Source organism: Kosakonia sp. YIM B13571, assembly GCF_042788095.1.
Taxonomy (GTDB): Bacteria; Pseudomonadota; Gammaproteobacteria; order Enterobacterales; family Enterobacteriaceae; genus Kosakonia; species Kosakonia quasisacchari.
Map to the genome: position 1 here is coordinate 103,213 of NZ_JBHZPL010000003.1, position 15,155 is coordinate 118,367.

General features: G+C 53.8%; 9 protein-coding genes and 1 riboswitch. Of the genes, 8 read left to right on the plus strand and 1 reads right to left on the minus strand.

Features of this window, described 5'->3' with window-relative positions; all coding sequences use genetic code 11:
- The first annotated feature begins 6 nt into the window (after positions 1 to 6).
- Entirely contained in the window at positions 7 to 2,064 is a 2,058-nt protein-coding gene (locus ACFX4O_RS08930; protein WP_380208168.1) for a beta-galactosidase, read from the plus strand.
- Positions 2,065 to 2,130: 66 nt separating this feature from the next.
- The gene (locus tag ACFX4O_RS08935; RefSeq protein WP_380208170.1) at positions 2,131 to 2,448 is read left to right on the plus strand and encodes a glucose PTS transporter subunit EIIB; all 318 of its coding nucleotides are present in this window, start codon (positions 2,131 to 2,133) and stop codon (positions 2,446 to 2,448) included.
- Positions 2,449 to 2,670: 222 nt separating this feature from the next.
- On the opposite strand, the gene ACFX4O_RS08940 is transcribed toward ACFX4O_RS08935, so the two are convergent.
- Positions 2,671 to 3,936 carry a maltoporin gene (locus ACFX4O_RS08940; protein WP_131410609.1) on the minus strand — a complete coding sequence of 422 codons (1,266 nt, stop codon included), beginning with the start codon at positions 3,934 to 3,936 and terminating at the stop codon, positions 2,671 to 2,673.
- A gap of 268 nt (positions 3,937 to 4,204) precedes the next feature.
- On the opposite strand from ACFX4O_RS08940, the gene ACFX4O_RS08945 reads away from it, so the two are divergent.
- The 6 genes from ACFX4O_RS08945 (at position 4,205) to ACFX4O_RS08970 (ending at position 15,124) form a co-directional block, all read left to right on the plus strand.
- Positions 4,205 to 5,278: a LacI family DNA-binding transcriptional regulator gene (locus ACFX4O_RS08945; RefSeq protein ID WP_131410607.1), complete on the plus strand. Its 1,074-nt coding sequence runs from the start codon at positions 4,205 to 4,207 to the stop codon at positions 5,276 to 5,278.
- 572 nt (positions 5,279 to 5,850) lie between these two features.
- Positions 5,851 to 10,689, plus strand: coding sequence for an autotransporter outer membrane beta-barrel domain-containing protein (locus tag ACFX4O_RS08950; protein WP_380208172.1), 4,839 nt, complete (start codon positions 5,851 to 5,853; stop codon positions 10,687 to 10,689).
- A 131-nt stretch (positions 10,690 to 10,820) separates the two neighbouring features.
- Positions 10,821 to 10,917, plus strand: a riboswitch (TPP riboswitch).
- Between the two features lie 34 nt (positions 10,918 to 10,951).
- Entirely contained in the window at positions 10,952 to 11,734 is a 783-nt protein-coding gene (gene thiM / locus ACFX4O_RS08955) for a hydroxyethylthiazole kinase (RefSeq protein WP_380208174.1), read from the plus strand.
- Positions 11,731 to 12,531 (plus strand): bifunctional hydroxymethylpyrimidine kinase/phosphomethylpyrimidine kinase, encoded by an 801-nt coding sequence (gene thiD, locus ACFX4O_RS08960; protein ID WP_380208176.1) that lies wholly within the window; start codon positions 11,731 to 11,733, stop codon positions 12,529 to 12,531. Before thiM ends, thiD begins: the two co-directional genes overlap by 4 nt.
- A gap of 150 nt (positions 12,532 to 12,681) precedes the next feature.
- The gene (fbaB, locus tag ACFX4O_RS08965; RefSeq protein WP_380208178.1) at positions 12,682 to 13,734 is read left to right on the plus strand and encodes a class I fructose-bisphosphate aldolase; all 1,053 of its coding nucleotides are present in this window, start codon (positions 12,682 to 12,684) and stop codon (positions 13,732 to 13,734) included.
- A 235-nt stretch (positions 13,735 to 13,969) separates the two neighbouring features.
- The gene (locus ACFX4O_RS08970; RefSeq protein WP_380208180.1) at positions 13,970 to 15,124 is read left to right on the plus strand and encodes a mandelate racemase family protein; all 1,155 of its coding nucleotides are present in this window, start codon (positions 13,970 to 13,972) and stop codon (positions 15,122 to 15,124) included.
- Positions 15,125 to 15,155: the final 31 nt, after the last annotated feature.

Here is a 15,155-nt window from a genome sequence, read left to right on the forward strand (position 1 = left end):
CTGTTTATGAATAAATTTGCGCCTTTAAGCCCGAAGGTTGTCTCGCTATTGCATGGCGCGGACTATAACCCGGAGCAGTGGGAAAATTATCCCGATATTATTGATAAAGACATTGCCATGATGCAGCAGGCAAAATGCAATGTGATGTCTGTTGGAATATTCAGTTGGTCGAAACTCGAACCGCAGGAAGGGGTATTTAATTTCGCCTGGCTGGATGTCGTTATAGAGAAATTATATGCCGCCGGTATCCATATTTTTCTGGCCACGCCAAGCGGCGCGCGTCCGGCGTGGATGTCGCAAAAATACCCGGAGGTGTTGCGGGTCGGGCGCGACCGCGTTCCGGCGCTGCATGGCGGGCGGCATAACCACTGTATGACGTCGCCGGTGTACCGGGAAAAAACGCTGAAAATCAACACGCTGCTGGCGGAGCGCTATGCGCACCATCCGGCGGTGCTGGGCTGGCATATTTCCAATGAATATGGCGGCGAATGCCACTGCGCGTTGTGTCAGGAAAAATTCCGCGGCTGGCTGAAAGAACGTTATCAGACACTGGAAAACCTCAATCACGCCTGGTGGAGCGATTTCTGGAGCCACACTTACAGTGACTGGTCGCAGATCCAGTCACCGTCGCCGCAGGGCGAAGTCTCCATTCACGGGCTGAACCTAGACTGGCGGCGTTTTAACACCGCGCAGGTGACCGACTTTTGCCGCCATGAAGTTGCCCCGCTGAAAGCGGCTAACGCGACGCTGCCGGTAACTACCAACTTTATGGAGTATTTCTACGATTACGACTACTGGCAGCTTGCCGAAGCGATCGATTTTATCTCCTGGGACAGCTACCCGATGTGGCACCGGGATAAAGACGAAACGGCGCTTGCCTGCTACACCGCCATGTATCACGACATGATGCGCACGCTGAAAGGCGGCAAACCGTTTGTGCTGATGGAGTCCACACCGAGCGTCACCAACTGGCAGCCGACCAGCAAGCTGAAAAAGCCGGGAATGCACATTCTCTCGTCGCTGCAGGCGGTGGCGCACGGCGCCGATTCGGTGCAGTACTTTCAGTGGCGTAAAAGCCGCGGATCGGTCGAGAAGTTCCACGGCGCGATTATCGATCACGTCGGGCATCTGGATACGCGCGTGGGTCGTGAAGTCTGCGCGCTGGGCGACATGCTCAGTAAACTCACTCCGGTAATGGGTTGTCGCACCGATGCCCGCGTGGCGATTATCTTCGATCAGCAAAACCGCTGGGCGCTGGATGATGCCGAAGGCCCGCGCAATAAAGGGCTGGAGTATGAAAAAACGGTTAACGAGCACTATCGACCGTTCTGGGAAAAAGGTATTGCCGTTGACGTAATCAATGCTGATGCCGATCTCAGCCGTTATCAACTGGTGATTGCACCGATGCTGTATATGGTGCGCGACGGTTTTGCCGAGCGCGTAGAGGCGTTTGTCGCGGCGGGCGGTCATCTGGTGACCTCTTACTGGACCGGCGTGGTCAATGAAAGTGATCTTTGTTATCTCGGCGGTTTCCCGGGTCCGCTGCGCAAGTTGCTTGGCATCTGGGCAGAGGAGATTGATTGCCTGGACGACAACGAGCGCAATCAGGTACAGGGTCTGGCGGGAAATGAGGCCGGCTTACAGGGGCCGTATCAGGTGCGTCATCTGTGTGAGTTGATCCACACCGAGAGCGCGCAGGCGCTGGCAACTTATCGGGATGATTTCTACGCCGGACGGCCCGCTGTGACGGTCAATCATGTCGGCAAAGGCAAGGCCTGGCATGTGGCGTCGCGCAACGATCTCGCTTTCCAGCGTGATTTCTTCGCCAACATTATTGATGAGCTGGCGCTGCCGCGCGCGTTGCAAAACGATTTGCCGCCGGGCGTTGTTGCCACCGCGCGTACGGACGGTGAAAGCATCTTTGTCTTTATTCAGAATTTTAGCGCCCAGCAGCAGGCAATAACGCTGCCTGGTGGCTATCAGGATTGTTTGTCCGGTTCGTCCGCCAGCGGTGCGCTGTCGCTCGCTCCCTGGGATTGCCGGGTTGTTAGCTGTAAAGCGTAAGTGAACCTTCCGCGCCTGCCCATTCGGGCAGGCGTTTTTTTATCTGCTGATTATCAGGAGACTATTATGGTGAGCCTTAAATCCTTCCTGCATTACTTCTCTGAACCGAAAAACGCGGCCACAACGCCCATGAGTGAAGGGGAGTTGCAGAAAATTCAGCGGCTGGCGCAAGCCTTTGGCGGCGCGCCGAATATTGCGCATGTCGATGCCTGCTTAACCCGTTTGCGCGTCACGGTTAAAGATCTGGCGATTGTCGATTCTCAGGCACTGCAAAATGAAGGGGCGCTGGGGGTGATTATTCTTGGGCAAGAAGTTCACGCTATTTTCGGTAAGCAATCCGACGCGCTGCGTAAATTACTTGATGAGCATTTCTCGTCTCGCTAATAAATAAAAAAGGGATACCTGCATGGGTATCCCGAAATAAAACAGTGGCAACTTTGCTCAGTTCGCGGAGATAAAATAAATAATGATGTTACTCGTTAATAAATACAATGTGGTGCCTTATCTTTTTGCGACAACATAGTTTCCCGGTATTGGTTTATTGAAATAAAAAGCCAGAGTAAACAGAATCAGCCAACAAAGAGATAACGTGAAGGATGAAGTGTATTACCACCAGGCTTCAACCTGAACGCCGAAGTTCCAGGTGTTATTTTTCGTTCCGTCTTCAAATGATTTTCCGTCTTCCGAATCATTTAAATAGGAAGCGAAAAGACGTAACTCAGGACGAGACATAAATTCCGGGCCATCCGCCAGACCGACGGCGAAAGTATATTTCTCGCCGCTCTGTTTGTAATGGGTGCCGTTTTTATAATCATCTTTCTGGTAGAAACCACCGACTTCGCCAATCAAGCGCACATAATTGGTGAGCTGATACTGGGCACGTCCAACCAGCGAAACCAGCCGTGTTTTGTCGGTATATTCGGTGATGTCATTGGCTGAACCGTATGTCAGCACATGGTTCAGCGAGAACTTATCGGTAATCGGAATAAGGCCGGTGTTAATCACACGATAGCCGCTGGCGTCATTCACGTCGTGCCACATGTCGTACCAGCCGCCGCCCTGCGACACCATGTTCTGCGCCAGCCCTTTGTTGGCATATTGCAGCACCAGTTTATTGTAGCCGCCAAACATATCCTGGCTGATTTCACCGGTCACCATTACGCCGTCATCGGCTTCATACAGGCCACCGTAGTCTTTCTGTTTCTTGGTTGGGTTTGGCATGGCGTAGTCGATGCCGAACTCGGTCCACGCGCCTGACCACGGTTTCCAGCCCGCATAACGCAGGTCAATATAGTTGATGTTGACGTCGTTATCGTTATCAACGCGGTAATCGACATCGTTGGCGTCGCCACGGATCCACGCCACGGAAACCGCGCCTGGGCCTAAGGTGTAGTTTTCAATACCCGCGCCGGAACCGGAAATGTTCCAGTATTTGGTATCAATAATGTGCAGATCGTGGCGCTGGTAGTAGCGTTTACCGCCCCAGATCACCGCGTTGGGATCGTTAGGGATAAGCCCCTTGATTTGCAGGTTTAATTGACGCAAACCAAATTGTGCGTCGTCGCCAATGGTGGTTTCGTTGTCGTTGGAGCCATCGGAAACCATGCTGACCATGGTGTCGAGGTAAAAACTCACCTCGTCTTTTTTATACACTTCCGAGCCCAGTTCCACTTCCCCGTAGGTATCGGATTCGTTACCGAGGCGGCCGAGTTTGTTTTTCTGCCACTCCACCTGCCCACCATCGCCCGACACGCCTACGCCACCGCGCAGGTAACCGTGAAAGTCGATAGGCACAGATGAGGCGGCCAGGATGGATGGTGAAGTCAGCGCAGCGGCTAACGCAAGTGTGAGAGTGCGTAGCGTAGTGTTCATATCATTCCTCTTATTGTTTTGTATTACGTTCACATAAACGCTGTCATAAAATGCCTAAATGTAAAAACAGGCAAACTAACGATTGCGAATGTGTGATTAAGTGCAAATAAATCAGCGTTTTTTGTTACAGGTAGCGAATTCCTTCACAATGTTCGCTATTGTGAGCGTGATACTTATTTGGCAAAAAAGAGGCGAGGGAAAGTGTGGTAAGCGTTTTTTTAGACAGCCCCTGTTACAATTGGCGCATAACAACATAAGGAACCGGACCATGAAGTCTAAAAGTGCGACGTTAGAAGACGTTGCCCGCCATGCGGGTGTCTCCTATCAGACCGTGTCCAGGGTACTCAACAAATCTGCCAATGTATCCGAAGCCACGCGTCTCAAGGTGGAGAAATCCATAGAGTTATTGCGCTACGTACCTAACAGGCTGGCCCAACAACTGGTCGGCAAACAGAGCCATACCATTGGGCTGGTGACCACTTCGCTGGCACTGCATGCGCCATCGCAGGTGGCGGCGGCAGTAAAACGCTATGCCAACCTTGATGGTTACCAGGTGCTGATCTCGATGATCGATGAGAACGTCAATCATGATATCCAGGCCGCTATCAACGAATTGAAATCACAGCTCGTCGATAAAGTGATTATCAACGTACCGTTGGAGACCGAGCAGGCGCAGCGCATCGCCTCTGACAACGATGATATCGTCTGCCTGTTTCTCGATGTTGACCCTTACAGTTCGGTGTTTAACGTTTCGTTTAACCCGGCAGACGGCACCCGCGCCAGCGTCAAACACCTTTACGATTTGGGGCATCGGCAGATTGCCTTACTGGCCGGACCGGAGAGTTCGGTCTCGGCGAAGCTGCGCCTGAAAAGCTGGATCGAAACCCTGAACGGTTATGGGCTGAAACCAGTGATGGTTTTTCACGGTAACTGGGATGCGCAAAGTGGTTATGCCGGTGCGCTACAGATGCTGCGCGAAACGCCAAACTTTACCGCCGTGTTGGTAGGTAACGACCAGATGGCGCTCGGGGTACTAAGCGCGTTTCATCAGCACCAGGTGGCGATTCCCGGTGAGAAGTCGGTTGTCGGTTATGACGACACCTACGAAAGCTCGTTCTTTTACCCGGCGCTGACCACCGTCTCGCTGGATCTCGATTTACAGGGTAAGGAAGCTGTCCGGCGGCTGCTCGATAGCGGTCACGGCGACGCCACGCGCAGTTCTTCCGTGTTGCCCGCGCGGCTCATTGTGCGCCATTCCACGGGCGTGCAGCAGGCGCAGGGCACCAACCTGCAAGAGATCTCCCAGCAACTGCAAGCTATTGCGCACAAGTTGTGGAAATGATCGCGCTTTAATGCCACCAGTCATCCGGCACCTGCGCCGGGTGACATCAGTGCGCCAGTTCACCTTCAAATCCATTATTCCGTGTTTCAGTCATGTATATAATTTCGGTCTTGCGCTGAGGCTACATTTATTTTTCGGATTTTTAATTTTATTAATTAACACAAAAATAACAGGCAACTTGTTAATATTTATCACTTCATTGAGTGAAATAAACGGCAAGTAAAAAATGCTATGGCCTGGTAACTGTCCAGCAGTTTGCTGCTAAGATAACGCTTGCATGAGGGTTTGTACCGGCGTTTTAGTGTAAATGTAATTAAGCGTTTACTTAACCGATAAATGTCTTGTGGTCTTAGCGGTAACAGTAAGATGGATATATTTAATATTTTAAATTCCGGGTGTTATTTTCTGTGTAATAGCATTTTATTTTATGTGTTCCATTAATTTATCTTCCACGACTGTTACGAGTTGTTCAGTTGGTATAGCGGTGCGTCTGCATTAACAGTGGGGCGCTGTCCGTATTTTATCGAAATAGATTACAGGAACGCTTATTTTTAAATATAAGGAAGTTATATATGGACAGGATTGTTAAAGTTAATTTAGAACGGCAATTCTCTGCAACGTCGCAACTGGGCATGGCGCACAACCCTTCATCCGGTTTAAATAGCGTTCCGAATATGAAAACCACGCTTTCAAGGCTCTCCTGCGCGGTAAAAGTCACCTTTCCGATGTTGCTGTTTTTTACAGGCATTCCTGGTGCTATGGCCGTAAATATTACGCAAAACACACTTTACGATAAGCCGGTTAACGATATTAATGATGGTCTTCAGTTCAATCCGAACAGCGGCCTGGAAATTACCGCTGGAGCCGGTACAGTCAATATCGCTAACGGCGCAGGCCCGTATGCAGTAGAAATGGACAGCGCTTATTTATGGTTGCATGGCGGTTCACTTAATAGCGCAGGCGATCTCCTGTTGAACGGGCAGTCGCACATTCAGTTCGGCGGGGCGCAAATGGGTGGCGTCCCCGCATCGACAAACGGTTATGGCGGCACACTCTCGTTCGGTAACCTTGTGACCAGCACCGGTGCTGGTACGTTAACGTCTATTAATATTAATGATGCGCAGTCGGTAATCGTGGCCAACAGCATCAACCTGCAGTCTGAAACAAGCCAGTTCGTCCAGACCGGTGGCACGACCACAGTGGCGCATGATATGTCGATTTCTCCCGGTGGCGGCGCGGCGAGTGGCGGGTTATCGGTCAGCGGTTCCGCGATTCTCAATGTAGGCGATAATCTCACCGCCGATCTCGCTGGCGGCGGCATGGGGTTGCATATTGCCGATGGCGCAATCGTCAATGTTGGCGGTGATTTAACGCTCTCCAATGATCGAACGCTCAATGACATCAATGCGGTTGCGGATAATGCAATAATTCGCAATGCGGACGTGCATGTTAACGGCGATATGAACCTTAATGGCACACATGCTGGCGACACAGCGTTGCAAATTCATGGCGGTTCTTCCGGGCAACACGTGGTTATCGGCGATAATATTAATCTCAATGCCTCTGTTGCCGGTAATAACATGAAAACGGTACTCGGCAATAACACCTGGCTAGAAGTGGAGAACAATATTACGCTTAACAGTGTGTCTGGAGCAAATAACACCCTTTATATTGGTGATGCATTAACGGATGAGCAAAATCATATTCGGGCGAGTCGCATCATTATGAGCGGTACGGGTGATAATAAAATTATCTTCAATAATAGCTTTTCCACGCAATCGAATGATGGCTATGTTTTCAACATGCAAATAATAGGAGATGGCAGTGTTGAGTATCAGTCGGGTCATACCACGCTGGGATTAGAATCGGATTATAGCGGTGATACGCTAATTAGCGGCGGGCTAGTCACAATTACCCATACGCGAGCGCTGGGTTCAAATAATATCACAATTAATACTAACGCCAACGATCCGTTACAAGGGCTGGATATAGCAGGGGTGGGCCACTATGCTTTCACCAATAATATGACCGGTACTGGTAATACGACGGTGTCAGGCGATGTCATTATTTTTATTAATAAAAACACGTATGCCGGGAAATGGAATATCACGGGAAAAGCGGCAACCAGCAAGGACTTATTCGTTAGTGACAACAGTTTTGGAACAGGTACGATTAATATTGCGGCGAGTGGGGAATTTTCCGCGCAAACAGATGCTGCTTTCGAATTTAATAATCACCTGACCGGTACGGGCGATTTTATCGCCGATAATAACCACAATTCGTTTAATTTTACCGCTGATGTCGGCCGTGATTTTTCCGGTGATGTTTATCTCAGAAATAATGATTTCCTGCTGGATGGGGACAATACCGCCGCGCTCACTCAGGCCACACTGCATGTTGAAAACGGCAACACCACTACCGTTGGAACAGGCACTCAATCCATTGGCGGCCTGGCTTTCAACGGCGGCACAATGGTATTTGGCGATGTCGGCTCTCTACCTTTAGTTGAGGCGGTGGGCAATGTGGATCTGTCCGGGCGGGGCACAATTCAGATAAGCAACAGCAGCAGTTTGCAACATACGCCGCCTGATACCAGTAACCCGCTCATGCAACAGGACGAGGCAGAAGTTGTACGTCAGTTGGTGGAAAGCCAGCAAGCCGTAACCGGCGCTGGCGGCAATTTGCTGCTCGTCGATGAAAATGGGCAGGCGGTTTCCGCAGAAACGGAGCACGACGTTACGCAAAATGGCCAGACCGTGGCGAAAGGGCACTATGACTATCGTCTTACCAGCGGTAGCGGCGCGGATGGAATGTATATCAATTACGGGCTGACTGAGCTTGAACTGCTGGCGCAGGGCAATGATGCCCTGACATTGAGCGCAGAAGGCAACAGCGGTAACGCCGCCGATCTGAGCGCGAAAGTCAGCGGAAGTGGCGATTTGCAAATTAATACCGACACGGCGGTTTCATTATCCAATCGGGATAACGACTATACCGGCGTGACGCGGATTGTGGCCGGTCAGTTGCAATTAGCAAACGATCAAACACTGGGTAACACCTCGTTGGTCGACATGGCCACTGCAACGGTGCTGGACATTCATGGCTACCAGCAAACCCTCGGCGCGATAGAGAGCCAACAGGGATCGCTGATAGATCTCGCGGGCGGCAACCTGACGGTGACCAAAGGCGGCGATATCGCGGGTGCGCTCACCGGCAGCGGCGCGTTGAATTTCATTGGTGGGCCGATGGCTATCCACGGTGACAATACCGCGCTCAGTGCGGATATCACCATAACATCGGGGGCATCCGTCACCCTCGATACTCCTCGTGGGCTGGGAACCGCGGGCATCGATAACCTCGGTTTTCTCAAATTTAACGGTGCTTCCGGTCTGTTTGAAAACACGCTTACCAATAACGGGATTGTTGTGCTGAACGACAGCGACATCCAGTTTACCGCTGACAATACCTATTTCGGCGGGACGGTTGAGATTGGTGACGGCAGCCAGCTTACGGTTAATGCGGCAAATCAGTTGAGTTGCGCGTCGATAATCAATGACGGAACGCTTCGGCTGGTGACCAACGATGACTGGACCGTGCAAAACAGTGTGACCGGTTCGGGCGGGCTGGAAAAAGGTGGCCTCGGCATCATCACGCTCTCGCAGGCCGCTGCGCTTTATAAAGGTGAGACGAATATCCGAACCGGCGGCGTGAAGTTTGGTTCCCCCGAAGATCCGTTCACGCTGGAGTCATCGCACGTCAATATCTATAAAGACGCGGTGCTTATTGGCAACGGCGCGGTAGCAGGTGATGTCACTAACGCCGGCACTCTGTCGATCGGAACCGGAACGGCGAACCGGACTGCAGGCGCGGGCGGTGCCGCAGCAGTGAGCGATGTGTTAACCATTAACGGTAACCTGAATAACACCGGCACTGTTCAGATAGGTGCGGCAACAAGCGGCAAAGCGCCGGGTAATCAACTGGTGGTGAAGGGGGATTACCAGGGCAGCAACGGTGTGATTAATTTCAACACCGTTCTGGCGGATGACAGCGCCGCAACGGAAACGCTGCGGGTGGAAGGCGATACCAGCGGTACGACTAAGGTCAGCGTTAACAATGTCGGCGGCATGGGCAAGCAAACGCTGAACGGGATCCAGCTCATCCAGGTTAACGGACACTCAGCCGGGCGATTCACTCAGCAGGGGCGAATTGTTGCGGGCGCGTATGAATATATGCTGGTGCGCGGTAACGGGCAGGATTATGCACATTGGTTTTTAAGCAACCAGTTGCAAGAAGACCTGCCGCCTGACCCGCCGATCGACCCCGAAGATCCACCGAGCGAACCGGAGCAGCCGCCGACCAAGCCCGAGCAGCCCGATCCTGACCCGACGCCATCACAACCGACGCCACCGCAATCCACTAAGCCGGTTAACCGACCGGAAGGGGGAAGCTACACGGAAAACCTGGCGGCAGCCAACCGCATGTTTGCCATCCGTTTGCAGGATAGCGTTAGCGAAACCCAGACCGATAACGGGCAGCAGGGCGATACCGCAGAGAGCAGCATGTGGATGCATCAGGCGGGATCGCGTAACCGCTCGCATGACGACAGCGGGCAACTGAAAACCGAGTCGACTCAGTATGTGGTGATGCTGGGCGGTGACCTGGTGCAATGGAGCGACGGCCGCCAGGGACGCGGGCGCGTGGGAGTGATGGCCGGATACGGAAACAACCACAGCAAAACGCACTCGGACATCAGCGGTTACGATGCCTACGGTCGGGTAAACGGCTACACGGCAGGCGCATACGGTGCATGGTATGCCGACGAAGTGAATAAAACCGGGCTGTATGTGGGCAGTTGGGCGCAATATAGCTGGTTTACGAATTCAGTCAGCGGTGAGGAACTCTCTTCCGAGGCGTATCACGCGAAAGGTGTCAGTGCGTCCGTTGAAACCGCCTGGAACTGGAAAGCCGCGGAGTTTTCCGCCAGCAACGGTTCGCGGACAATCTGGCACATCCAGCCGCAGGCGCAGGCTATCTGGATGGGAGTAAAAGCTGAGGATCACCGCGAAGCAAACGGTACGCGCATCAGCGGCGATGGGAGTAACGCGCTACAAACGCGGCTCGGGATCCGCAGTTGGTTGAACAGCTACGGCAGTGAGGATAATGACAACGGGCGCAGGTTACAGCCGTTTATCGAAGCCAACTGGATCCACAACACGCAGCGTTTCGCCACGCGTATGGATGGTGAAACCATCAGCCAGGCGGGCGCGGAGAATGTCGGCGAAGTGAAAATCGGCATGACCGGCAGGTTGAACACGCAACTGAGTCTGTGGGGCAATGTCGGCCACCAACTCGGCGGTCACGGTTATAGCAGTACGCAAGCGACGTTTGGCGTTCGTTATGAATTCAAATAGTTGTCCGTACGCCTTACGCTACAGGGCTTGCTCGCATGTGTCGCTTTTGCAGGAAGGCCGGTTTACAACACCCGGCGCGCGCATTATCCTGAGTGGCGGTTAATAAGCTGTTAACCACAACGTATTGATTTTTAAATGACTCGGGGTGCCCTTCTTTGTGAAGGCTGAGAAATACCCGTACCACCTGATCTGGATAATGCCAGCGTAGGGAAGTCAGATGCCTGCCCGGCATCCCTTCTTCACGCCGGGCAGGAGCGAAACCATGCAACCTGACCTGCTTGATCGTGTGCAAATCGCACATGCGTTACAGCAATTCCGCCGTCGTTCTCCCCTTGTGCACTGTATGACCAATGACGTCGTACAAACCTTTACCGCTAACGTGCTGCTGGCGCTTGGCGCATCACCCGCGATGGTGATTGATAGCGAAGAAGCGCCGCAGTTCAGCGCCATCGCCGATGCCTTGCTCATTAATGTTGGTACCTTAACGCGCGAACGCGCCACAGCAATGCGATCGGCGGTGGAGAGCGCGAATGCCGCGCATAAACCCTGGACACTCGATCCGGTCGCCGTTGGCGCACTCACGTTACGCACTGAATTCTGCCAGCAACTGCTGGCGCTGCGTCCGGTGGCAATTCGGGGTAATGCTTCGGAAATCCTCGCGCTGGCCGGCATGAGCGCAGGCGGGCGTGGCGTTGATACCACCGATACTGCCAGTGCGGCACTGCCAGCCGCGCAGGCGCTGGCGCGACAAAGCGGGGCGATTGTTGCGGTAAGCGGCGAAGTGGATTACATCACCGACGGGTCGCGCGTGCTGATGGTAACCGGCGGTGATGTGCTGATGACACGCGTGGTTGGCACCGGCTGTGCGCTCTCGGCGGTGGTAGCTGCCAGTTGCGCGTTGCCGGGCGATAAACTGGAGAATGTCGCCGCGGCCTGTGCATTTATGGCGCAAGCCGGTAGCCTGGCCTGCGCGAAAAGCACCGGACCGGGCAGTTTTGTTCCCGCTTTTCTGGATGCGCTGTATGCGCTGGGAGGCAAAGCATGAAGCGCATCAACGCGTTAACCATTGCCGGTACCGACCCCAGCGGTGGGGCGGGTATTCAGGCAGATCTGAAAACCTTTTCGGCGCTGGGCGCATATGGTTGTTCGGTGATCACCGCGCTGGTGGCGCAAAACACCCGTGGCGTGCAATCGGTGTACCGCATTGAACCTGACTTTGTCGCCGCGCAGCTTGATTCCGTGCTCAGTGACGTGCGTATCGACACCACCAAAATCGGCATGCTGGCAGAAACGGACATTGTTGAAGCCGTCGCGGAGCGGCTGCGGCGCTACCAGGTGCGCAATGTGGTGCTGGATACGGTGATGCTCGCCAAAAGCGGCGACCCGCTGTTATCGCCGTCGGCGGTTGCCGCACTGCGCCAGCATTTACTGCCGCAGGTTTCACTTATCACGCCTAATTTGCCGGAAGCTGCTGCGCTGCTCGATGTACCCCATGCCCGCAGCGAGCAAGAGATGCATGCGCAGGGTGAAGCGCTGCTGGCGCTCGGTTGTGAAGCGGTGTTGATGAAAGGCGGCCATCTGGATGACGCCGAAAGCCCGGACTGGCTGTTTACCCGCCAGGGTGCGCTGCGCTTTACCACCCCGCGCGTAAAAACGAAAAACACCCACGGCACAGGCTGCACGCTCTCCGCCGCGCTGGCGGCGCTGCGCCCGCGTCATAACGATTGGGCATCTACCGTCGCGCAAGCGAAACAGTGGTTAACGGCGGCGCTGGCGCAGGCGGATACGCTGGAAGTGGGGCACGGCATTGGACCGGTGCATCATTTCCATCAATGGTGGTAAACCGGTATACGAAACGTGCCAGCAGATAATGCTGAAAAAATGGCCAGCGGTGGAAAATCTGGCGTGAGCGAACCAGGCTTATCTCTGCCTGCCGTCAGACAGGTAAGGATAATCCAATTCGCTTTGTGCGAAGCTTACGGGAGCATAGCTATGACTGATATTGTGCAGTTACTTGGCAAAGACGCCGACAGCCTTTTGCAACACCGTTGTATGACCATTCCTGCCGACCAACTCTACCTGCCGGGACATGATTATGTTGATCGCGTGATGGTCGACAACAACCGCCCGCCAGCGGTGCTGCGAAATATGCAGACGCTGTATAACCACGGGCGGCTGGCGGGTACGGGCTATCTGTCTATTTTGCCGGTCGACCAGGGGATCGAGCACTCAGCAGGCGCGTCGTTTGCCGCCAACCCGCTCTACTTCGATCCGAAGAATATTGTCGAACTGGCGATTGAAGCGGGTTGTAACTGTGTGGCATCCACTTATGGCGTGCTGGCCTCGGTTTCGCGCCGCTATGCGCACCGCATTCCCTTCCTGGTAAAACTGAACCACAACGAAACGCTCAGCTACCCCACCGAATATGACCAGACGCTGTATGCCAGCGTTGAGCAGGCGTTCAATATGGGCGCGGTCGCCGTCGGGGCAACGATCTATTTTGGCTCGCTGGAGTCTCGCCGCCAGATTGAGGAGATCTCAGCCGCCTTTGAACGCGCGCATGAACTCGGCATGGTGACCGTATTGTGGGCTTACCTGCGTAACTCCGCATTCAAGAAAGATGGCGTGGATTACCACGTTTCTGCTGATTTAACCGGCCAGGCGAACCACATTGCCACCACCATTGGCGCGGATATTGTGAAGCAGAAAATGGCGGAAAATAACGGCGGCTACAAAGCGGTGAATTTCGGTTACACCGATGAGCGCGTTTACAGCAAACTGACCAGCGACAACCCGATTGACCTGGTGCGTTACCAGTTGGCGAACTGCTACATGGGCCGTGCCGGGCTGATTAACTCCGGCGGCGCGGCGGGCGGCGACACCGATCTGGGCGACGCCGTTCGTACGGCGGTTATCAACAAACGCGCGGGCGGCATGGGGCTGATTCTTGGCCGTAAAGCGTTTAAGAAAACCATGGCCGATGGCGTGAAGCTGATTAACGCCGTGCAGGATGTCTATCTTGACGAGAAAGTGACCATCGCCTGATGCGTCATTTACCCTCCCCGCGGGGAGGGTAAAGTAAAAACGCTATTTCATTTCTGCTCAATTCCCTTCCCGATCTTCATCACACTTCCGTAATCTTTTGTGAAAAATGTCACGTACCGTCGTGCGCATGCCCAAAAAATGGCGGTCGCTTAGCGGAAATTGTCCGAGGATGCGGCGTATTTTTGTGCATATATTTTCTTATGAAACAGCTTTTCAAAAATACCAAGGATCTGTAATGAAAATTGAATCAGTGAATGTCACCGTCTTTCAGCATCCTACGCGTCGCGTTTCCGACAGCGCCGGGCACTCGCATCCTGGGCCGGAAACGCAGGCCAAAATGGCGATGCTGACCATCACCGCAGACGATGGCAGCAAAGGCTATTCCTTCGCACCGCCGGAAGTGGTGCGCCCGTTCGTCGTGAACGCTTTTTTCCGCAAAGTGCTGGTCGGGCAGGATCCGTTTAACCGCGAGCGCATCTGGCAGGATCTGGTGCACTGGCAGCGCGGCAGCGCACATCAGTTAACCGAGCGCGCATTGTCGTTTGTTGAACAAGCGCTGTGGGATCTGATTGGCCGCAAACTCAATATGCCGGTGTACAAGCTGCTTGGCGGCTACCGCGACAAAGTGCCCGCTTACGGCAGCACCATGTGCGGCGACGAACTGGAAGGCGGGCTTTCGACGCCGGAAGAGTACGCTTCGTTCGCCGAAAAACTGGTGGCGCGCGGCTATAAAGCCATCAAGTTACATACCTGGATGCCGCCGGTGAAATTCGCACCGAACCCGAAAATGGATGTTAAAGCCTGCGCGGCGGTGCGTGAGGCGGTTGGCCCGGATATCGACCTGATGATAGATGGCTACCACTGGTACAGCCGCGCCGAAGCGCTCTATATCGGTAAAGAGTTGGAAAAGCTCAACTTCGCCTGGTTCGAAGAGCCAATGGAAGAAGAGAGCATGTCCTCTTACGTGTGGCTGGCCGAAAACCTGTCGATTCCGATTATCGGGCCGGAAAGCCTGGGCGGGAAACACCACAGCCGCGCCGACTGGGTAAAAGCGGGCGCGTGCGACATTCTGCGTGCCGGAGCCAACGGTGTGGGCGGCATTTCGCCGACGCTGAAAGTGGCGAACCTGGCCGAATCGTTCGGCATGGATTGTGAAGTGCACGGCAACGGTGCGGCGAGCCTGGCGGTAATTGGCGCAATCCGCAACTGCCGCTGGTACGAGCGCGGTTTGCTGCACCCGTTCCTCGATTATGACCAACCGGCAGCGTACTTAAACAGTATCGTCGATCCGATGGATGAAGAGGGTTTTGTTCATCTGCCGCAGCGACCTGGACTCGGCGAAGACATCAATTTTGCGTATATCGAAGCCAATACCGTCAGCCACGACTGACAGATAACAATAAATGCCCGGGAGCTATGAC